This window comes from Heyndrickxia sp. FSL K6-6286 (assembly GCF_038630395.1).
Taxonomy (GTDB): Bacteria; Bacillota; Bacilli; order Bacillales; family Bacillaceae_C; genus Heyndrickxia; species Heyndrickxia oleronia.
Window position 1 is genome coordinate 3,274,761 of the sequence record NZ_CP152029.1, and the last position, 20,749, is coordinate 3,295,509.

Consider the following 20,749-nt stretch of genomic DNA (forward strand, 5'->3'; position numbering starts at 1 on the left):
TGTGTCATTTCTTGTATGGGAAATTAGAGAAGTTTTCAAGATTTCGTTCGAATTTTGTCAAATTAAAATACGCTATCTAGTGACCTTAAATAGGGGCTATCATAAGAATTTTGGGGATAAAAAAAAGAATTGTCTGGTAAGGGAGTTAACCCTTATTAGACAATTCTTTCTTTCTATTGATTTCTACGATTTCTATTTCTTAAAAATGTAGGGATATCTAAAGTATCCTCCACTTGTTGATGTACTTGTCGAATAGGTTCCTGTACTTCTTCACGCTTTGGTTCACGTTCACGTTCGCGTTTAACCGTTGGATTAACAGGTTGCTTTTGCTGTCCAACACCGAAGGATGGTCTACTTACAGGTTTTTGCTGTCCAATTTCTTCTGTAAATCCTGTTGCAATCACTGTTACAACAATTTCATCTTTTAGATCTTCATTGATTACTGATCCAAAAATCATATTTACTTCCTGATCAGAAGCAGAAGCAACAATATCGGCTGCCTCTTGAACTTCGTAAAGACTTAGATTTACTCCACCAGTAATATTCATTAACACACCTTGTGCCCCATCAATTGATTTTTCAAGAAGTGGAGAAGAAATTGCCTTTTTCGCTGCTTCTGCAGCACGATTTTCACCTGTTGCCACACCAATACCCATAAGTGCAGAACCCTTATTGGTCATTATCGTTTTAACATCAGCAAAGTCAAGATTAATTAATCCTGGAGTTGCGATTAAATCTGAAATACCTTGAACCCCTTGACGAAGTACATTATCTGCTTCACGGAATGCTTCAAGCATTGGAGTACTCTTATCAACAATCTCTAATAATCGATCATTAGGAATAACGATAAGGGTATCTACTGCTTCCTTCATTGAAGCAATACCGCCTGCAGCTTGTGTTGCACGTTTTCTACCTTCAAAAGAAAATGGTCTTGTAACAACACCGACAGTTAAAGCACCTAAATCTCTAGCTATTTGTGCAATGACAGGTGCCGCACCAGTTCCTGTACCGCCGCCCATACCAGCAGTAACAAAGACCATATCTGCTCCTCTTAAAGCTTCTTCAATTTGTTCCTTGCTTTCTTCAGCAGCCTTTTTTCCCACTTCAGGATTAGCCCCTGCACCTAATCCTCTCGTTAATTTTGCACCAATTTGCATTTTAATTTCAGCTTTTGATAGATTTAAAGCTTGCGCATCAGTATTAACAGCAATAAATTCAACACCTTGAACATCATGTTCGATCATACGGTTTACAGCATTATTACCGCCACCGCCTACGCCTATTACTTTTATCGTTGCTAATGAATCTAAATTTGTATCGAATTCCAGCATGACAGATCCTCCTAATTCGTCCATATTTCAACAAGATATTCTTTTTCTTAAACGGCTACATCCGAAATATCAATTTGATTATTTTATATCATTTTTTAATTATTAACTTAACCTGTGTTCAAACTATTTAATTTGTTAGAAAAAGCTTTACTCAAAAAAGTAGCCAAAGAATTTTTTCATTCTTGTCGAAATTTTCTCTTCTGGTTGTTTTTCCGTTTTTTGCTTTGGTTGCGGCTTTTTAGCTGACTTTTTTTCGACATGTTCAAAATGAGCAGGTGCTGCACTGACATTTCGCCCTTGCAATCTAGCATTCTTATAAGCATATTGGATCAATCCAACCGCAGTAGTATATTGAGGTTCTCTTACACCAATATAATCAGGTATTGCTATTCTTACACGGTTTTGAAATACCGAGGCAGCTAATTCCATAACACCTGGTAGATTGACACTTCCACCGGTTAATACTATTCCACCAGGGAGATCTACCATTCCCATGCGTTTCAACTCTTCTAAAACAAAGTCAAAAACTTCTTCTAATCTAGCTTCTATAATATCAGATATTTCTAATTGATTAAATTGCTGATGTTGATCGCTACCTATAATTGGGACACTAAATACTTCATCAGCTTCTGCATCTTCACTAAAGGCATGTCCATTTTTTACCTTAATTCGTTCAGCATCTTCCGTTGAAGTTCTAAGTACAATCGATAGGTCCTTTGTTATATGTTCTCCGCCTATCGGAAGTACATTAGTGCTTTTTATAAAGCCATTTTCAAAAACAGCTAGAGTGGTAGAACCTCCCCCAATATCGATTAAAACAGTGCCAAGGTTTTTCTCATCTTTAGATAAAGCGACTGCCCCTGCTGCCAATGGTTGAAGGACAATTTCAGTTATTTCTAAACCTGCCCTTTCAACACAACGTAATGTGTTATGTAATATAGTTTTTGATCCTGTGACAATGGTGCCTTCCATTTCCAAGCGAACCCCTATCATTCCACGTGGATCATTTATTTCATCTAACCCATCTACAATAAATTGTCTAGGGATTACATTAATAATTTCTCGTTCAGGTGGAATCGAAATGACTTGTGCCGCATCCATGACTCTTGCCACATCTTCATCAGTTATTTCTCGATTTTCACTAGAAACAGCTACTACCCCATGACAGCTTTGAAGCATCACATGGTTTCCTGCTATTCCAACGATGACATGATTGATATTCATGCCTATCATTCTTTCTGCTTGCTCAACTGCTTTTCGAATAGATTTAACTGTCTCATCTATATCAACAATAGAACCTTTTCTAATTCCTTCGGACTTTACATTCCCAACACCAATGATATTCAGTGAGTCGTTTACCATCTCACCAATAATCACTTTAACGCTGGATGTACCGATGTCAAGACTTACATATATTTCATTGTTGTTCATACCATGGCACCTCCCTTTGCTAAATTTCTTTGCCACATTCATTTTTTTATTTTAATCATTAGTTATCAAACATTATCTTTTGAATATATAATATAAAATAATTCGACATATGAGAAGAATTCCCTTTAAAAAGTTTAACTTTTTTTCATATTTCCTTTTTTAGTCGTCCATTTAGCAAGTAATATTCTTCGAATAACTGCAATATTTTGAAACAGTCTTACTCCAAAGGCAAATATTGCAGCTAAATATAAGTCTACACCAAGATGAACTCCTAGAAAAGCTAAACTTGCAGCAAGAATTATATTAAAAAAGAAACCTGAAACAAAAACCATCGTTTCGTAGATGTTTTGAAGATAGGCTCGAATCCCCCCAAATAATGTGTCTAATGCCGCTAGGACAGCTATGGAGAGATAGTTGGCATATTCTTCAGGGATACGGATATCTGTTAATAATCCTAAAATAATCCCTATTATTAGACCAAAAACTGGTAGCCACATTTCCAACCTCTCCTTTTTTACAATTAGGCTACTATCATGATTCAAAAATATTTTTCTAATATAATCTTCAATCAATCAAGCGTATGAATACAAAAATCTCCTAAAGAATTTCTATAATTGAACAATCCATGCGACATAATCCATTATTTAACGGGCTTCATATAACGGATTCTAATGCTTTCATCATAAGCCGGTATACTAATTGATTCCTCTGGTTTTCCTATCTTTACCTGTAAATTATCAACAAAAAATTCATCAATAACAGGTGAAACCTGAATACGGTTATAAAGTTTATCTGCTGATTCACTATTTTCTGCAATAACTCTTACCTCAAGTGGGTATTGATTAATGGAATGTCCATTAATCTTTGTATCACCATTAATATCACGAATTACCGTGGTATTTATAACCCTTTCACCATCAATGGAAATCTGTTTTGCCCCGTACATATTCAGATCATTAACAAGGCGTTTTAAAAGAACTGGAGAGACATCCTTTACCTTTTCTCCCAACAATAAAGCCTCTTTTAAGACATCAATCTTAATAACTATACCAGGACCATTTACTTCGGTTTGTCCTGCCTCTTTTTTTAGTTCATCTAATGTTTCTTTTAATGCCTGCTCTTTACTATCCTTTACTTTTGCCTCATATTTTTCTATTCGTTCCTCATTTGAGGAAATTTCTTTTAGTAATTTAGATTGTAAATCCTGCTCCTTTAATAAATCCTCCCTAAGCTCCCACATATCACGTGTGTCTCTAACTTTAGGCTTTTTGATCGTCTGAAATTGAATTGCTAGCATAAAACCAATGATAATCGAAATGACGGTCATACTCAGCTTAAACTTCGTGCCCACTCCTTTTCACCTTTTCTTTTCTTAGGATTCGCCAAGAATAGGCTCTATTTGTATTTGATTCTTTTTTTCCATCGTAAAAATTATATTATCGTTTACTAATTGGTCTTTTACACCACCAGTAATGGATAAGGCAGATTCTAGAATACCAGGGTCTCCAAGGGCTGTAATCGTAAAGGGCTCAGGAAATGGTATACCATCTACTGTAATAACAGGTCCAGTACAAATAATGTACGAACTATGGTTAATTCTTTGTCCATTAACAGCAATCGCAGTAGCCCCTGCAATATATAGTTCATTAATTACTTTAAAAACATGACGGTCATGTACAATGTAATTATTTACATTTTCCTCTTTCGGATCATAATCTCCATCCTTTAGGGTGACGATTAAACCTTTTCCCTGGACTTTTACCTTTCCTAAAAACATCCGATATTTTTCAGCGTCTTCAGCAAGATTATAAAAAACTGTCTCTTCTTTCGATAAATCTTTTTCTATGGAACGAACCTTATTTTGCTTTTCATACAATTCCTTTTGTAATTGACGATTTTCCTTTTGTTGCTTAAGTAATTGATTACGTAATTCATTTTCCCTAACAAACTGTGGATCTGAAAAATGATTTTTAGTCTTTTCATCTTTATTTACTGTGTTGTATGAAAAAGCAAGCATAAAGCCTAATACGAGACTGACAAATGCAAGTATGACATATTTACCTTTCATTTTCTTGGTTTTCATTATTCTTTTGGCCATCTTCCTCCTTCACCTCCGTTTTAAAAGGTTTGAAGGTTGAACCAACTTCTAAATCAATGACCCCTTTTACATTCGGATCAAGTTGGCTAACAATAGATGGGTAGTAGATAATTTTACTTGCTAACGTTCGAATCGTTGCCGAAACCTCGAAACCATCATTCATATATAAGGTTATATGATAAATATCGGTTTTTTTAGGAGAATAGTTAATCTCTGAAATTGAATTAATAATCTCTTTTGGTAACTCTTGAATCTGCTCCACCATTGCTTTAAGAATTTTCCCTTGTTTAAAGTTGGTTAAAATCGGAATATTACTTTGAGAATTGCCTTTTTGATTAACTATATTTCCGCTTTCAAGTACAGTTAAAAGTTTTGTACCATCAGATATGTGTGCTACGGCAGAGTGTTCCTTAATTTGCACCACCACATTATTTGGAAAATTTATCTTAACCGTTGCTTTTTTTACTTCGGGAATAGTTAATAATTTAGAAGTCGTTTTTTCTTTATTGATGCTCCAAATATTTGTTTTATTTGAGATCCCCATCTTTTTTATTACTGTTTCTGTATCAACTAGTTGGTTACCAGCTACTTTGATATTTTTAACATGACTTAGAGGAGATTGGAAATAAACAACAAAGAGGATTAATAGAAAAAAAATTGAGATTAAAAATATTAACCTGCGATTGGCCTTCCTTTTCCTTTGCTCTTTCAACTTTGGAATCCGATCTTCTAAAGATACAATTTTTCTTTCTGACATAGATGTCCCTCCTTTCATTTTTCATTCATTCAAAAAATGAAGAACGGATCAACCGTCCTTCAATTTCTTATAAGATCATTGCTAGAGAGATTAATATTCAATCACATCCTGCATGACTTTAAATAACCGATCAGATGCATCCGGTATGCCCATACCTTTTGCTGCTTTTTTCATTTTCATTATTTTCTCATCATTAAGTAAAATTCCATCGATCGATTTAATTAATTGCGGCCCGGTTAAATTATTTTCAAGAAGCATTGTAGCTGCACCTTTTTCTGTTAGTGCACTGGCGTTTTTTTCTTGATGGTTATTGGTAACATATGGACTAGGTATTAATATACTTGGCAGTCCAAGTGCAGTAATTTCGGCTAAAGTGGTTGCACCCGCACGGGAAATTACTAAATCAACCCCTCTTAAGAGGTCTGGCATATTATGTATGAAAGGAGCTACAACAATATTTTCTGGCTTTCCTACTAATGAAACTTCCTTTTCAACTTCATTGAAATGGACTTCACCAGTCACATATACGATTTGGTATGGTTTTTCTGCAAATTCAGCTAATGATTTTATTACTGCTTCATTTATCGGCCTTGCCCCTCTACTCCCGCCAACTATTAGTACTGTTTTCTTGTTGGCACTTAAGCCTAACGATTGAAGAATGTCTTTATTTTGCTCACCAATTACTTCAGAAGCGCGTGGGTTACCTGTTAAGACTACTTTTTCCTTTGGGAAAAACTCACCTGCAGAATCAAAACAAGTCGCCACTTTATTTACATATCTACTTAAAAACTTATTTGTTAAGCCAGGAATACTGTTTTGTTCATGAATAATGGTTGGAATTTTTTGCTTTGCTGCTGCGTATACAACAGGACCACAAACATAACCACCTGTTCCTATAACTACATCAGGTTTAAAAGATTTTAATAATCTTTTACAATCTTTAACACCTTTAAAGAAACGAATGAATGTTTTTATATTTTCTAAAGATATGGATCTTTTTATACCTGTAATCTGAATCGATTGAAAGGGAATATTTTCTCTGGTAACTAATTTAGATTCTAGCCCTTTTTCTGTACCTATATATAAAAATTCAGTATTCGGATGTTTCGCTTGTATAGTTCTTATTAAAGCAAGTGCAGGATAGATATGTCCTCCCGTACCACCACCGCTTACAACGATTTTCATTTTTTCACCTCAAAAATATTAACACAGTTTTTTAATTGTAATATGACTTTCCTATCATACTATATTCTAAACCAGTTTTCTTGCCCAGTAAAAGAATATTTATATGATTGTAATACTACTGTAGAACAAATGTAAAAAAACCCTTGAATAGGGTTTCTTCTCTCGATAAATAGAATAATATTAATTTCTGTACTTGCCAAAGTTAGGTTAGTCCAACTTTTCTTTGCTCCCACTCTTCCTTATGGCACTTAAACAAATTAAATTCTTGAATAGCGACTAATATTAAGAAGGACACCTATAGCCATTAGCATAAGTGTAAGTGAAGATCCTCCATAACTTAAAAATGGTAAAGTAATCCCCGTTACTGGCATTAAACCAGTTACTACGCCAATATTAATCATTACCTGAATAGCAACCATGGAAATAATACCAACAGCTAAAAAACTACCATAAAGATCTGGAGCCCCAAGAGCGATCCGAATGCCGCGCCAAAGTAATAGAGCAAATAATAGTAAGACAAATGTTCCTCCGATAAAGCCTAGTTCTTCAGCTAAAATCGCGAAAATAAAATCTGTTTGCGGTTCCGGGAGATAAAAGAACTTCTGGCGGCTTTCCCCTAAACCAAGTCCAAATAAACCTCCAGGTCCGATTGCAAACAGTGATTGAATAATTTGAAATCCTGCACCTTGTGGATCTTGCCATGGATCTAAAAATGATGTGATACGGGCCATTCGATATGGTGCAGAGAGAATTAATGCAACAAACCCAGCAACACCTATTAAACCAAGTATTGCAAAATGCAAAATTCTTGCTCCCGCTATAAAAATCATAATGACACAAGTTCCTAACATAACCGTTCCAGTTCCTAAATCTGGTTGCAGCATAATCATTCCAAATGCAAGGAAAACAAGGGAAAGTGAGGGAACTAGTCCTTTTTTTACGGTCGTAATATACTTTTGCTGCTCCGATAAAAACTTTGCTAAAAAGGCTATCATTGCTAACTTAATAAATTCAGAAGGTTGGATTGAAAAAGCCCCAACTCCGATCCAACTTCTTGAACCATTTCGCTCCATTCCTATCCCAGGTATAAGAACTAAAACTAGCAGAACAAAGCATATAATTAAGATCGTTTTAGCCCATGAGCGCCATGTCCAATAATCGACATTCATTATGAAAAACATAGCTAGGACACCCACTCCAGCAAATAATAACTGACGTTTTGCAAAAAAGAGGGAATCATCAAATTTATAGTTTGCCCATATTGCACTAGCACTATAAACCATTATAAGTCCAACTGTTAATAATAATAATGTGACGATAATTAACATGATATCAGGATTTGATTTTTTTACTGGCAAAGTCAACACCTCGAGAGTGAAATATTTGAGCTAGGTGTTCATTCTCAAGATGTTAAACGTAAAGGAATCAACAACGGCCAATACGTTCTTCTTTTTTGCTCTTATTTTAACTTATGCACGGCATCGATAAAAATATCACCGCGAACTTCAAAAGTTTTATATTGATCCCAACTTGCACAAGCAGGTGACAGTAAGATAACATCCCCAGGCTTTGACAATTCAAAAGCAATAGGTACTGCCTTTTCAACATTATCGACACGATGCACCGTTTCTATTCCAGCTATTTCTGCAACCTTTTCTAGCTTTTCAGCTGTTTGACCAAATGTTATCATCACTTTCACATTTTTAAGAGATGGAATTAACTCATCGAATTCATTGCCTCGATCAAGACCACCAGCTAACAAAATAATAGGTTCAGAAAATGCGTTTAACGCACTTTGCGCAGCTAAAATATTCGTCGCCTTTGAATCATTATAAAATTTCCTACCAGCAATTTCCTCAACAAATTGTGTACGGTGCTTAACCCCTTTAAAAGTAGTTAATACTTTTCGAATGGCTTTATTTTGCACTCCCATTAGCTTGGTTGCAGCAATAGCAGCCATAATATTCTCTAAATTATGTTCTCCTTGGAGAACAATATCACTTCTAGGAATGATTTCTTCTCCTAGAAAAGTAATCATACCATTTGCAATCGAACACCCTTCTGCTAATGGTTTTTTCGCTGAAAATGGAATGATTTTCGCTTTCGTAAATGAAATGAGATCTAATAATTCCTCCTGATCAGCATTAACAATTAAATAGTCGTCTTCTAATTGATTTCTAGTAATATTTGCTTTTGCCTGTGCATATTCTTTCTTTGTTCCATGATAATCTAAATGCGCTTCATAGATGTTTGTTATTATTGCAATATGTGGACGGAAAGACCGAATCCCCATTAATTGAAATGACGAGAGCTCTACCACCATTTGATTATCTTTTGTCGCAGTTTCAGCAACTTCCGATGCGACGGTCCCAATATTTCCAGCAATTAATGGATTGGTTCCTTCATTTGCTTGTAGTATTTCAAAGATCAAGGTTGTAGTCGTTGTTTTACCATTTGTACCTGTAATTCCGATTAATTCAGCTTCAGAAATCTGATAGGCTAGTTCAACCTCGGTGATAACAGGTATTCCACGTTCAATCGCTCCTGCTACTAATGGATTAGTGTATGGTATACCAGGATTTTTGACAATTAATTCGAAACCCTCATCTAATAATTCAATCGGATGACAGCCACAAATTACTTTAATCCCTTGTTCTAATAACCCCTGTGCCTCAGGATTTTCATTTAATGGCTTATAGTCATTTACCGTAACAAAGGCTCCTAATTTATGTAAAAGCGAGGCAGCACTAACCCCGCTCTTCGCTAATCCCAATACAAGTATTTTTTTATGTTGATAGTTATTAATTGTTTTCACTTACAACCACACCTCGATATAAATTGCTAAAATTGCGCATAATAATCCTACTGTCCAAAAAGTGACAACTACTCTCCATTCAGACCATCCAACTAATTCATAATGATGGTGCAATGGACTCATCCGAAAGATTCTTTTCCCTGTTGTTTTAAAAGAAATGACCTGTAAAATAACAGATAATGTTTCAATAACAAATACTCCACCAATTATGATAAGTATTATCTCTAGCTTTGTTAAAATAGCAATAGTAGCTATAGCACCTCCAAGTGCTAATGATCCCGTATCACCCATAAACACTTTTGCTGGGTGAGCATTAAATACAAGAAAACCAAGGACTGCCCCCACAACAGCAACTGAAAAAACGGCCACATCATAATTTGACTGATTCCAGGCTAATACAGCTAGTGCACCAAAAGCAATTGCTGAAGTTCCTGACACAAGTCCATCCAGTCCATCTGTTAAATTAACCGCATTTGAAAATCCGACTAACCAAAAGATTATAAACACTAAATAAAACCAACCTAAATCAAATGAGTAACCAGTACCTGGAATGGTAATCTCAGTTGAAAATTGGGATTGGCGAAAGACAACATAAAATATGACGGAAATAATAATTTGCCCGAGCAGCTTTTGCTTTGAAGTTAACCCTAAGTTACGTTTTAGGACAACTTTAATAAAATCATCTAAAAAGCCTAGCAACCCAAAGCCTAAAGTTACCAATAGGAGAAGATAGGTTTTTACCGATGGCTCAGAAAATTTATATGTCATGACTAATGTCGTAATAACGATTGATAAGATAATTACGATTCCACCCATAGTCGGTGTACCCGTTTTCTTTTGATGTGACTTTGGCCCCTCCTCACGAATACTTTGCCCAAATTTTAATCTTCTTAAAAAGGGGATAAATATTGGGGATAGAAGTGCTGTAATTAAAAACCCCATTAAAATGGTAAAGAAAATCACTTGCTCCATCATTTTATCCCCTCCTTTTACTTTCTATATAGTTTTCCAATAAGCTTGCAAATTCATCCTTTTCTTCTTCTACTGCAATATCATATGTAAATGCTTGAGCATTAAGAAGTTCAGGAGAATAAAAGATAAATTTAGTCATTGTTTCACACTCTTCTTGTTTTAATTTTCTAGTATATTCTTCACATAGTTGATGAAAGGCACTGACGAGATCATCCACAAAAATAACTGGAAAATGGTTAGGCGTATAATTAGGCAGTGACTCATTATTAAGCCAAACTGCTGCAATTGCCCCATTTTCTATTGCTTTATCTAAATTTTTATCATGAATTGGGATGAATAAACCTTTCGCCTGTAACTCATCAGAAAATATTGACACAGTATCAAACTTCATATCTGGTTGTTGGATTCCACGCGTATGTGTAGATAGATGATATACGTCATTAAACGATAACATTCTTATCTCTCCTTTACTGCTTCTAAAGCTACTACACGATCATCAAAATCCAATATTTGACCACCAATTTCTTGATATGTTTCATGTCCCTTTCCTGCAATAAGAACCACATCACCTTTTTTTGCGTTCTTAACTCCGTAGTAAATCGCTTCTTTTCGATCAGGAATTGTTATATATCTTTGCCCTTGAACTCCAGATTCCATATCACGAAGAATATCTAAAGGATCTTCACTTCTAGGGTTATCAGATGTGAAAATCGGATCTGTTCCGTACTGACAAGCAATTTGAGCCATTATTGGGCGTTTTGTTTTATCTCTATCTCCTCCACAGCCAACGACAACAAATACCCGTTTTTCTGCAAAATGCTGAATCGTCTTTAATACATTTTCTAAACTATCAGGAGTATGGGAGTAGTCAACAATGATTGGGAATTCTTGACCCCCATTGACTAATTCAAATCTTCCAGCTACGCCTTTAACATTCTCAATCGTATGGATGATCTGATCTAATGAGATATTGGAAATATAGCCTGTCGCAATTGCAGCCAACACATTATATACACTAAATTTTCCAATCAGCTGTAAATTCACCTTATGCTTTCCTTCAGGTGAATGTAAAGTAAATGTAGTACCAGATGCACTCATATGAATATTTGTAGCAAAAAAGTCGGCTTCATTATCAATTCCATAAGTGATAATATGTGCAGCAGTTTCTTTTTGAAATTTTTCTGATGCTTTATCATCAATATTAAGTACGGCGTATTTTGGCTTTTTATGGTCATAGGTATTTCCAAGCTGAGAAAATAGTAAACTTTTCGCCCTTCTGTATTCCTCCATTGTATGGTGATAATCCAGATGGTCCTGAGTTAAATTTGTAAAAACTGCAATATCATAATCACAACCAAATACTCTTCCTTGATCCAGTGCATGTGAAGAAACCTCCATTATAGCAGTTTTCACATCCGCATCAACCATTTTCTTAAATGTTTTTTGGAGGATTGTGCTATCGGGGGTTGTTCTTTTAGCTTCATGTACTTCATCACCAATTTTTATGTACATCGTCCCAATTAATCCTGTATTTACCTGGCTATCACGAAAAATTTGATCAATTAAATGACTCGTTGTTGTTTTTCCGTTTGTTCCTGTAATCCCAATTAATTGGAGCTTTCTCGTTGGTTGATTGTAAAATGCATCAGCCAAGATCGCCATGGCTCTTTTTGTATCTTTTACTACAATGACAGGTATCGAAACATTTACAGGTTGTTCAGCAATAATAGCTGCAGCACCTTGTAATTCAGCGTCTTGAGCAAATTTATGACCATCTACCGTTAAGCCTTTAATACATATAAACAATGCACCTTTCGTTACTTTGCGATTATCTTGAACAATATCGGTAATCGTTGGATTTTCGTTTGGAAGTTTTACGAGGGGTAAAACATTTAATAGTGTATGTAAGTTCATTTCTACAGTCCTTCCTCTGTTTCAATTACAGAAATACTAAATTTATCATATCTTTAATGAAAAATAGTACCTACCCATTTTACTAAAAAAATGCGGTGGATGCTATTAGATTATAATATATTGATTGATATTGGAGGGATTTTCTAAGTAAAAACATTTTCATAAAAGAAGCGGCAACCATTTGCCGCTTCTTCATTGCAATAAAGCTTACAATAACTTCTAATTCATATAAACTCGGATGGTAGAACCTTCCTCCACTTTAACACCTGGCAAAGGATCCTGCTTAATAACCGTTTCTCCTTTACCACTTACTTCTAATTTCAAATTTACGAGTTGTTCCATTAATTTATTCTTCGTTAATCCTTTTAAATCTGGAACTTCAATCGTAGGTGTATCTAAGTAAGGGGTAATTTCTTTTTCCATTTGATTTTTTCTCGGTTTAACTCCCATCGCACGAAGACTATCACCTATAATAGTACCCGCAATTGGTGCTGCTACTTGTCCTCCAAAAAGGACTGTATTTTTTGGATTATCTACGGCAAAATAAACGACAATTTGTGGATCGTCTGCTGGTGCAAACCCAATAAATGAGAGTACATAGTTATTTTCCATGTATCCTCCACCCGGTTTCGGCTTCTGTGCTGTACCTGTTTTTCCGCCAACTCGGTATCCTTCGACAAATGCCTTTTTTCCGGTACCATTTGCTACTACACTTTCTAACGCTCTTCTAACCTCTTTAGATGTTTCCTCGGAAATAACTCTCCGTTTCGCAACTGGTTCTTTTTCCATAACAGCTTTTCCTGTTTTGGGGTCTACTAACTCCTTTGCAACAAAAGGCTCATATAAAGTTCCGCCATTTACTGCTGCTGCGACAGCTGCAACTTGTTGGATTGGAGTAACCGACACCCCTTGACCAAAGGCAGTTGTCGCTTGTTCCACCGGTCCAACTCTATCCATATTAAATAAGATTCCTTTTGATTCACCTGCCAAGTCGATTCCAGTTTTTTCGCCAAAGCCAAAATTTCGAACGTATTTAAATAAATCTTCCTTTCCAAGGCGTTGTCCTAGTTCTACAAATCCAGGGTTGCATGAATTTTCTACTACTTCTAAAAAAGTTTCCTTCCCATGTCCCGATCGTTTCCAACATTTTAACACCGCATTCGCTACTTTTATCTTACCTGTATCTACATACGTATCCTTATCAAGATCTACTTTCCCTTCTTCCAGTGCAGCTGCTAATGTAATTACTTTAAATGTTGAGCCTGGTTCATAGGTGCTCCATATAGGTAGATTACGGTTATACACTTCTTGCGATACATCTTGGAATTTCGCAGGATCAAAGGTTGGACGACTTGACATTCCTAATATTTCTCCTGTTTTAGGATCCATAGCAATCGCGATTAAGCCATCTGGATTATATTTCGTTTCAGCAATATCAAGTTCTCTTTCGATAATTGTTTGTACCTTTGTATCAATCGTTAATTTTAAATCTAGTCCATCATGAGGTTGTTTAAAATCATCGGACATATCTGGCATTCTTCTTCCTTTTGCATCAGAATAAAATTGAACCGAACCCTTGTCCCCTTTTAATTCCTCATCATAATATAGCTCAAGACCCATTAGTCCTTGATTATCTATTCCCGTAAATCCTAGAACATGTGATAAATAACTATCGAAAGGATAATACCTCTTCGAATCTTCACCAATATATACTCCCTTTAACTTTAAGTCTCGTACAGCTTTTGCTTTTTCATTTGAAATTTTTCTACCTTCTTTAATACGTTGTATATTTACAATAGTTGAAACTTGTTTATAAATACTTTCTTTTGATGCGTCTAATACAGCTGCTAGTTTCTCTGCCGTTTCAGCTGGGTTTTCAACCTGTCTTGGAACGACGAAAACAGTTGGTGCACTTTTATTGGTAGCAATCGCTACCCCATTACGGTCGACAATTTTTCCTCTTTCAGGCTCAAAAGGGATTTCACGACTCCATAATTCCTTTGCACCACTTGTTAACCAGTTTCCAAGAGCTAATTGCACATATCCTAATCGTATATCAATGACCCCGAAAATTATTATGCCAACTAAGAGTGTGATGACTAATCGTTTTCTTACTGTTACATTAGAAACACGCTTCACCTAAATGTTCCTCCTCTACAAACCCATTCTGGATATTTTAGGGACTAACCTCATTATTAGAAGCTTATGCTTGTACAGTTTCCAATAGAACAGAGGCATAATAAAAACCAAAGAGGGCTGAGCCCACCATACAAGTGGGATCAGCCCATTAAACAGCAAATCCTTATGAATCTTTTAATCGAGTGGAGTGTCTTCGTCTTTCTTTTTTTCTACTTTACTTTTTTGCTTGATTGTTTGTTCAGTAGATTGGAAATTAACAACTAAATGATCACCTTTTTTAACCGGTGAAGTAGGTTGAATATTTTGCTTAGTGACATAGCCGGAACCTACCATATTAAGCTTTAACTCTAGTAATTCAGCTACTTTCATTACATCACTTTTCGACCAATTGATCATGTTTGGTACCGTTGGATCTCCATCAGTTTTTAGAATAATTTTTTCCCCTTTTAGTACAGCTGTTTGCGGTCGAGGTAATTGATCAACCACTTTGGTTCCTGTTCCAAGTGTCACAACTTCATATCCTAAATTCCCTAAAGATCCTTTCGCTTCCTCTACTGTTTGCCCTGCTAGATCTGGAATTTTTGTTTGCTTGACCTTTGCCATTTTTTCCGGTTTGATATTCAAATATTGCAAACTATTCTTCATGACAGGATTAAAGATCATTGCTACTGGTTCCGACCCCGTTTCTGTTTCTGATAAGTGCGGCTGCTTCACAGCAACATAGACAATCAATTCAGGATCATTCTGTGGAGCCATTCCGAGGAAAGAAAAAATATAATTATCTTTCCCTGTCATATAACCTCCCCCACTAGAATTTGGTATTTGGGCAGTACCCGTTTTCCCCGTAACAGAGTAACCTTCAATATTATAAATTCTTCCAGTTCCTTTTTCACTTGTAACGACAGTTCGCAGTATATCCCGAACCTCTTTAGCTGTATCTGAGCTAATTGGTGTACCCACCACTTCTGGCTTCGTCTCTTCTACTTTATCATTATTTGGATCTACAATTTTGTCTATCACATACGGCTTCATCATTTTTCCGTCATTGGCAACAGCTGTTGCCGCTTGTATCATTTGAATAGGAGTTACTGTAGTTCCTTGACCAAAGGTAGTCGTGTATTTCTCAATTGGCCAATTATATAATATATTTCCGCTTGACTCATTTGGCAAACCAATATTTGTTTTTTGTCCAAAATGAAAACGATCCAAATACTTCCTAAAGGTATCTTGACCAATTAAATCAAGTAAATTAGCGAATGCTACATTGGATGAACGCTGAACACCTTCTAAATAGGTAATTGGTCCCCAGCCTCTTCCCCAGTTATGATCTTTAATGGGATTTGGAACATTTTTAACAAAATATTGTCCTGATTGATACCATGCATTTGGGTTAAATACACCCTCTTGTACTGCAGTTGCTAATGTGAAAATTTTCATTGTTGATCCTGGTTCAATTGATGATTCAACAGCTAAATTTTGCCACTGCTTTTCAATTCCATCTCTTGTCATCGAATTAAAGGTTGGTCTTTGTGACATTCCAAGTATTTTCCCAGTTTTAGGATCTGCAACAATAGCAACAATATTTTCTGGATTGTATTTTTCAACCGCCTTATTCATCGCATCCTCTAAAAAAATCTGGATTTTTTTATCAAGAGTTAAATAAATATCCTTACCATCTTTCGGCTTGGTTACCTTCTTTTTAGAACCAGGCAGTAAATAACGCCAATAATCACTCTCAAATTGAATTTTTCCATTTACTCCTTGTAGATCCTGATCATAGACCTTTTCTATCCCCATTTTTCCAGTGGTATTGACAGATTCCCCATCCTTCTGTGCATAGCCAATTAAATGAGAAGCGAATACTCCATTCGGATAAAAGCGTTTAGACTCCCGGATGAATTGGATACCAGGCAATTTAAGCTTATCTATTTCATTTTTTGTTTTCAGCGGTACATCACTGCCCGCCTTACCAAATTCAACTTGTTTTGCACCTTTTTTAGTCAATATTTTATATATATCGGCTTCTGACATATCAATATACTTCGATAATTCAGTAGCCGTTTTTTGAGGATCGGTTACATGATTTGGTTTCTTTGGATCAATGGTCATTTTCTTATCAAGAATCGCAACCAATCGATATGATGTAGTATCCTCTGCAATAACCTCTCCATGACTATCAAAAATATTTCCTCTTTTTGCTTCAATAATATCTTTCCGTAAATGTTGTTTGGCTGCTTCTGTAGTTAATTTAGTGCCATTAACCTCTCCAGTGACCTGAATAGTTAGAAAACGGATGATTAAGATAAAAAAAAGCAGACCGAATATCAGAAATAAAACGGCCGCTCCTATGTTCATGCTAACTTTGCTTCTCTTCATTTCTCTTCAACAACCTTAACATTATTTTCATTTAATTTTAATCCTAATTCTTTCGCTTTCTTCCAGATTCGTTCATATGTACTCATATCACTTACCTGCATTTTCAAATCATCATTTACCTTTTTTTTACTTTGAATGGAGGTTTCTAGTCCATGAATGTCCTTATTAATAAAATAAATCGATGCTTGAGTCGAAATAATTTTGATGGACATAAAACATACAAAAGCAATAAATAATCCTGCTATCAGTTTTTCTCCAGGTGTAATTTTCCTTCTCTTATGTACAGGTTTAATCTGCGTTTCAGTTTTTGGATTCGGTTGTACATATGTTTGTTGTTGTTTTCTTGCTAAGTTACTCAAAGAACTCCCTCCATTCAAACACTATTTTTAGTTAATTTTTCTCTGCAATTCTAAGTTTTGCTGATCTGGCACGATTATTTTCGACTAATTCCTCTTCTGAAGGTATAATCGGTTTTCTAGTAATGATTTTCAACTTCGGTTTAAACTCATCAGGAACAATAGGTAATCCAGGTGGTAATTGTGGACCTGTACTCGCTTCTTTAAAAATGGTTTTACAAATACGATCCTCTAATGAATGGAATGTGATAACACTAATTCGACCCTGTGGATGCAATAACTCAATCGCATCTTTAAGTGATTCCTCGAATACTCCTAATTCATCATTAACAGCAATCCGAATTGCTTGAAACACACGTTTCGCCGGATGGCCACCCTTTCTTCTTGCCGGGGCAGGAATTCCCTCTTTAATTAAATCAACTAATTGGCCAGTTGTTTTAATTGGTTCCTTTTCTCTAGCTGCTTCGATTTTTCTAGCAATTTGTTTTGAAAATTTTTCTTCACCATATTTATAAAAAATTCGAACTAAATCCTCATATGGCCATGAATTGATAACTTCATATGCAGAAATATCTCCTTCGAGATCCATGCGCATATCTAGCGGTGCATCATGATGATAACTAAATCCTCTCTCAGGAGTATCTAGTTGTGGAGATGAAACACCTAGATCATAAAGAATTCCATCTACTTTTTCTACACCAAGTCGATTTAATTCGTCCTTTATATAGCGAAAATTACTTTTTATAAAAACAACTTGATTTTCGTATTTTTTAAGCTTTTCTTTTGCATGTGCAATGGCTGTTTCATCTTGATCAAAAGCATATAATCTTCCTTCAGATGATAATTGTGAAACCAAGTATTCACTATGTCCAGCACCACCAAGTGTACAATCAACATAAATACCATCAGGTTTAATATTCAGTCCATCGACTGTTTCTCTTAATAAAACGGTTGTATGTTCAAACATGTTGCAATCACCTTTCTAACGAATAGTAAATAGAGTAAAGTTAAATATCAAAGCCAATCATATTTTCCGCTATTTCCGTAAATGATTCTTCTGACTCTTCAAAGTAGTCTCCCCATAAATCTTTACTCCAAATCTCAATTCGATTAGAAACTCCCAAAACAATGCATTCTTTTTGTAATTGTGCATAACTAACGAGTGGGGAAGGAATATTAATTCTTCCTTGTTTGTCAATTTCACTTTCGGAGGCACCTGAAAAGAAAAAACGGGTAAATGCTCTTGCATCTTTTTTTGTTAAGGGGAGGGCTTTTAACTTTTCTTCTACTTGCTTCCACTCGTCCATTGGGTATCCAAATAAACATTTATCTAAGCCCCTAGTGATAACAAATGTCTCACCAAGAAGTTCACGAAACTTTGCAGGGATAATTAAACGTCCCTTTGCATCAATGTTATGTTGGTATTCCCCCATGAACATAGTACAAGCCCCCACTTTCTATAAATAATGTACCACATTCCCCCACCTTTCACCACCTCTTTTTAACTATTTCCTACACTAGCAAAAAATCCCTTCTTTTTTTTAGAATTTTTTAACTTCATTTTTAGACACATCTATGCAGTAATTGCAAAAAAACAGTAATATTAATGAATTTTTCGTCAGAATAAACAGGTCTTTTTACCCAGATTTTTTAACAACAATGGCGAAAAAAGAAAAAAAAATAAACTAGCTATAAAAGCTAGTTTATATTCGTATCAATTTATGTGTTCCATCAAATACATAATTTAATTGCATTATTTGACTTAGAAATTCTTCACCATATTTATTCATAAAGTAATAAATATTCCAAAGTCGCTCTTGTGGGGCCCCATTCGGCCTTAATAATCTTTCCATACGATTTAATCTTTCAAGTGAGTTATCATTTTTTTGCATGGTCAGTAGGTTTGCTTTTCTTTGCAAAAATTCAAGCTGCTTTAAATGAAATTGCAAATTCTTTTCAACAATAGGCAATAAACTTTTATCTGCAGAATCCTTTAAATATTGGTATTGTTTTTCTAGAAAAACACTTGTCTCATCGATAATTGTTTCAGTCGTTTGGTCTTTAATTGAATTCCAATATTCCTGACGTTCCATTTCTAATCCATTACGTATTATCTTTTCAGCAGATAAATTCAAATGTTTGATATCGGATTCTATTGAACGCTCCAAAAAAGTAATATTAAGTCTTGGAATAATTGGGGGCATAAATATGTTTAGACTTTCAAATGCAAGTTTTAATTCTCCCCAGTAGGCAATTTCACCTGGTCCAGCAATAAATGCTAAAGTGGGAAAAAGGCTTTCTTGCATTATGGGTCTCGTCACCACATTATTACTAAATGCTTCAGGTTTTTCTTCTAATAAAGTGAGTAAATCATCCTTTGTAAAGAAACAATCACCGCTTTTTCCCACAAATCCGTTTTTAGCCTTGTTATATTCTAATAGTTGTCTTTCATGACCATCATAATAAAATAGATTTAATGCATTTTCACTAATGTCAATTGTATTAGGAAAATCAAAACCATTAATTATATTTTGTTGTTTAAGAACTTGTTCAGTAATCTTCTCGTAGTTTTCAATCATGCTTCGAAAGAATGGCTTTTCTAATTCACGAAGTTGTTTATCTGCTGAATCAATTACTAATAAGCCATATTTTTTAAACATATCAACGACTAGATAGGTAAAAAAATCAACAATTGTTCTAGAATGATTAATGGCTTCGTCAATCGATTTCATTATTTTCTTTGTTTCTAGCGTTTCACCAAAATGCTCAAAAACCTTGTTTACCCATTTCTGCATATGCTCTTTGTCAAATTCAAGATCTGATACCATTCTTTTGTCAATTGGTCCTTCTGCATAACTGATTTTTTTAATGGATCTTTCACTTTCAGCATATACATGATTCACTTCCAAATAATCGTGATCTTCACCAGCTATCCAGAAAACAGGAATAACAGGACACTTTAATTTCTCTTCTTGTTCTCGAGCTAGAATAATAATAGAAATGATCTTATGAATGGTATATAAAGGACCTGTTAATAATCCAGCCTGCTGCCCACCGATTACAACCAAAGAATCATCCTGTTGCAACTTATTCAAGGATTGCTGGATTTCATTAGATTTAGGAAAACGATCCATATATTGTTCAATACATTTAACAAGTTCTTGCCTTGCAAAATTTCGATTATGTAAATCTTCCATCCTTTTTTTAAAGACAGTCTTTTCCTTTATATCATAATGAAAAAAATGATTCACTGGTTCCTCTTGTTCTAGATAAAGTGAAGCAAAACGATTTGTTGCTGGAATCGAAATATTTTCCAGTTCCATAGAGTCAATTCTCCCTTTCTTTACGCAATACTAGTATGGAGTTTATGTCGGC

Annotated in this window: 18 protein-coding genes; all 18 read right to left on the reverse strand. The window is 35.2% G+C overall.

Annotated elements, in window-relative coordinates:
* Positions 1-173 precede the first annotated feature (173 nt).
* Positions 174-1,331 (reverse strand): cell division protein FtsZ, encoded by a 1,158-nt coding sequence (ftsZ, locus tag MHI39_RS16505; RefSeq protein WP_058002565.1) that lies wholly within the window; start codon positions 1,329-1,331, stop codon positions 174-176.
* A 147-nt stretch (positions 1,332-1,478) separates the two neighbouring features.
* Positions 1,479-2,762, reverse strand: coding sequence for a cell division protein FtsA (ftsA, locus tag MHI39_RS16510; protein WP_078109731.1), 1,284 nt, complete (start codon positions 2,760-2,762; stop codon positions 1,479-1,481).
* Between the two features lie 134 nt (positions 2,763-2,896).
* Positions 2,897-3,259, reverse strand: a complete 363-nt coding sequence (locus MHI39_RS16515; protein ID WP_078109732.1) for a small basic family protein — start codon at positions 3,257-3,259, stop codon at positions 2,897-2,899.
* A gap of 143 nt (positions 3,260-3,402) precedes the next feature.
* On the reverse strand, positions 3,403-4,113 hold the full coding sequence (locus MHI39_RS16520) for a DUF881 domain-containing protein (RefSeq protein WP_078109733.1): 711 nt from the start codon (positions 4,111-4,113) through the stop codon (positions 3,403-3,405).
* 21 nt (positions 4,114-4,134) lie between these two features.
* Positions 4,135-4,860 carry a DUF881 domain-containing protein gene (locus MHI39_RS16525; RefSeq protein WP_235813243.1) on the reverse strand — a complete coding sequence of 242 codons (726 nt, stop codon included), beginning with the start codon at positions 4,858-4,860 and terminating at the stop codon, positions 4,135-4,137.
* Positions 4,820-5,617, reverse strand: coding sequence for a cell division protein FtsQ/DivIB (locus MHI39_RS16530; RefSeq protein ID WP_251345038.1), 798 nt, complete (start codon positions 5,615-5,617; stop codon positions 4,820-4,822). The genes MHI39_RS16525 and MHI39_RS16530 overlap by 41 nt, the downstream gene beginning before the upstream one ends.
* A 90-nt stretch (positions 5,618-5,707) precedes the next feature.
* Entirely contained in the window at positions 5,708-6,802 is a 1,095-nt protein-coding gene (gene murG / locus MHI39_RS16535; protein WP_251345037.1) for an undecaprenyldiphospho-muramoylpentapeptide beta-N-acetylglucosaminyltransferase, read from the reverse strand.
* 257 nt (positions 6,803-7,059) lie between these two features.
* Positions 7,060-8,160: a stage V sporulation protein E gene (spoVE, locus tag MHI39_RS16540; RefSeq protein WP_058002559.1), complete on the reverse strand. Its 1,101-nt coding sequence runs from the start codon at positions 8,158-8,160 to the stop codon at positions 7,060-7,062.
* Positions 8,161-8,261: 101 nt separating this feature from the next.
* Positions 8,262-9,617: a UDP-N-acetylmuramoyl-L-alanine--D-glutamate ligase gene (murD, locus tag MHI39_RS16545; protein ID WP_342539783.1), complete on the reverse strand. Its 1,356-nt coding sequence runs from the start codon at positions 9,615-9,617 to the stop codon at positions 8,262-8,264.
* Entirely contained in the window at positions 9,618-10,592 is a 975-nt protein-coding gene (mraY, locus tag MHI39_RS16550) for a phospho-N-acetylmuramoyl-pentapeptide-transferase (protein WP_058002557.1), read from the reverse strand.
* Between the two features lies 1 nt (position 10,593).
* Complete coding sequence (locus MHI39_RS16555; protein WP_058002556.1) at positions 10,594-11,043, reverse strand: hypothetical protein; 450 nt, start codon at positions 11,041-11,043, stop codon at positions 10,594-10,596.
* Between the two features lie 2 nt (positions 11,044-11,045).
* Positions 11,046-12,503 (reverse strand): UDP-N-acetylmuramoyl-L-alanyl-D-glutamate--2,6-diaminopimelate ligase, encoded by a 1,458-nt coding sequence (locus tag MHI39_RS16560; RefSeq protein ID WP_071976627.1) that lies wholly within the window; start codon positions 12,501-12,503, stop codon positions 11,046-11,048.
* 219 nt (positions 12,504-12,722) lie between these two features.
* Positions 12,723-14,642: a stage V sporulation protein D gene (locus tag MHI39_RS16565; RefSeq protein WP_071976626.1), complete on the reverse strand. Its 1,920-nt coding sequence runs from the start codon at positions 14,640-14,642 to the stop codon at positions 12,723-12,725.
* 174 nt (positions 14,643-14,816) lie between these two features.
* A complete protein-coding gene (locus MHI39_RS16570; protein ID WP_342539784.1) occupies positions 14,817-17,018 on the reverse strand; it encodes a penicillin-binding protein in 2,202 nt (733 codons plus the stop codon).
* On the reverse strand, positions 17,015-17,377 hold the full coding sequence (ftsL, locus tag MHI39_RS16575) for a cell division protein FtsL (RefSeq protein WP_251337960.1): 363 nt from the start codon (positions 17,375-17,377) through the stop codon (positions 17,015-17,017). Before ftsL ends, MHI39_RS16570 begins: the two co-directional genes overlap by 4 nt.
* Positions 17,378-17,408: 31 nt before the next feature.
* On the reverse strand, positions 17,409-18,341 hold the full coding sequence (gene rsmH / locus MHI39_RS16580; RefSeq protein WP_342539786.1) for a 16S rRNA (cytosine(1402)-N(4))-methyltransferase RsmH: 933 nt from the start codon (positions 18,339-18,341) through the stop codon (positions 17,409-17,411).
* Positions 18,342-18,381: 40 nt separating this feature from the next.
* The gene (mraZ, locus tag MHI39_RS16585) at positions 18,382-18,813 is read right to left on the reverse strand and encodes a division/cell wall cluster transcriptional repressor MraZ (RefSeq protein ID WP_058002550.1); all 432 of its coding nucleotides are present in this window, start codon (positions 18,811-18,813) and stop codon (positions 18,382-18,384) included.
* Positions 18,814-19,077: 264 nt separating this feature from the next.
* Complete coding sequence (gene bshC / locus MHI39_RS16590) at positions 19,078-20,697, reverse strand: bacillithiol biosynthesis cysteine-adding enzyme BshC (RefSeq protein WP_342539788.1); 1,620 nt, start codon at positions 20,695-20,697, stop codon at positions 19,078-19,080.
* Between the last annotated feature and the right edge of the window lie 52 nt (positions 20,698-20,749).

Coding starts and splice junctions, on each gene's coding strand:
- rsmH (WP_342539786.1), bottom strand. CDS start 18,341: ATGTTTGAACATACAACCGTTTTATTAAGAGAAACAGTCGATGGACTG.
- MHI39_RS16530 (WP_251345038.1), bottom strand. CDS start 5,617: ATGTCAGAAAGAAAAATTGTATCTTTAGAAGATCGGATTCCAAAGTTG.
- MHI39_RS16560 (WP_071976627.1), bottom strand. CDS start 12,503: ATGAACTTACATACACTATTAAATGTTTTACCCCTCGTAAAACTTCCA.
- bshC (WP_342539788.1), bottom strand. CDS start 20,697: ATGGAACTGGAAAATATTTCGATTCCAGCAACAAATCGTTTTGCTTCA.
- ftsZ (WP_058002565.1), bottom strand. CDS start 1,331: ATGCTGGAATTCGATACAAATTTAGATTCATTAGCAACGATAAAAGTA.
- ftsA (WP_078109731.1), bottom strand. CDS start 2,762: ATGAACAACAATGAAATATATGTAAGTCTTGACATCGGTACATCCAGC.
- MHI39_RS16570 (WP_342539784.1), bottom strand. CDS start 17,018: ATGAAGAGAAGCAAAGTTAGCATGAACATAGGAGCGGCCGTTTTATTT.
- MHI39_RS16525 (WP_235813243.1), bottom strand. CDS start 4,860: ATGGCCAAAAGAATAATGAAAACCAAGAAAATGAAAGGTAAATATGTC.
- mraY (WP_058002557.1), bottom strand. CDS start 10,592: ATGATGGAGCAAGTGATTTTCTTTACCATTTTAATGGGGTTTTTAATT.
- mraZ (WP_058002550.1), bottom strand. CDS start 18,813: ATGTTCATGGGGGAATACCAACATAACATTGATGCAAAGGGACGTTTA.
- MHI39_RS16515 (WP_078109732.1), bottom strand. CDS start 3,259: ATGTGGCTACCAGTTTTTGGTCTAATAATAGGGATTATTTTAGGATTA.
- MHI39_RS16555 (WP_058002556.1), bottom strand. CDS start 11,043: ATGTTATCGTTTAATGACGTATATCATCTATCTACACATACGCGTGGA.
- murG (WP_251345037.1), bottom strand. CDS start 6,802: ATGAAAATCGTTGTAAGCGGTGGTGGTACGGGAGGACATATCTATCCT.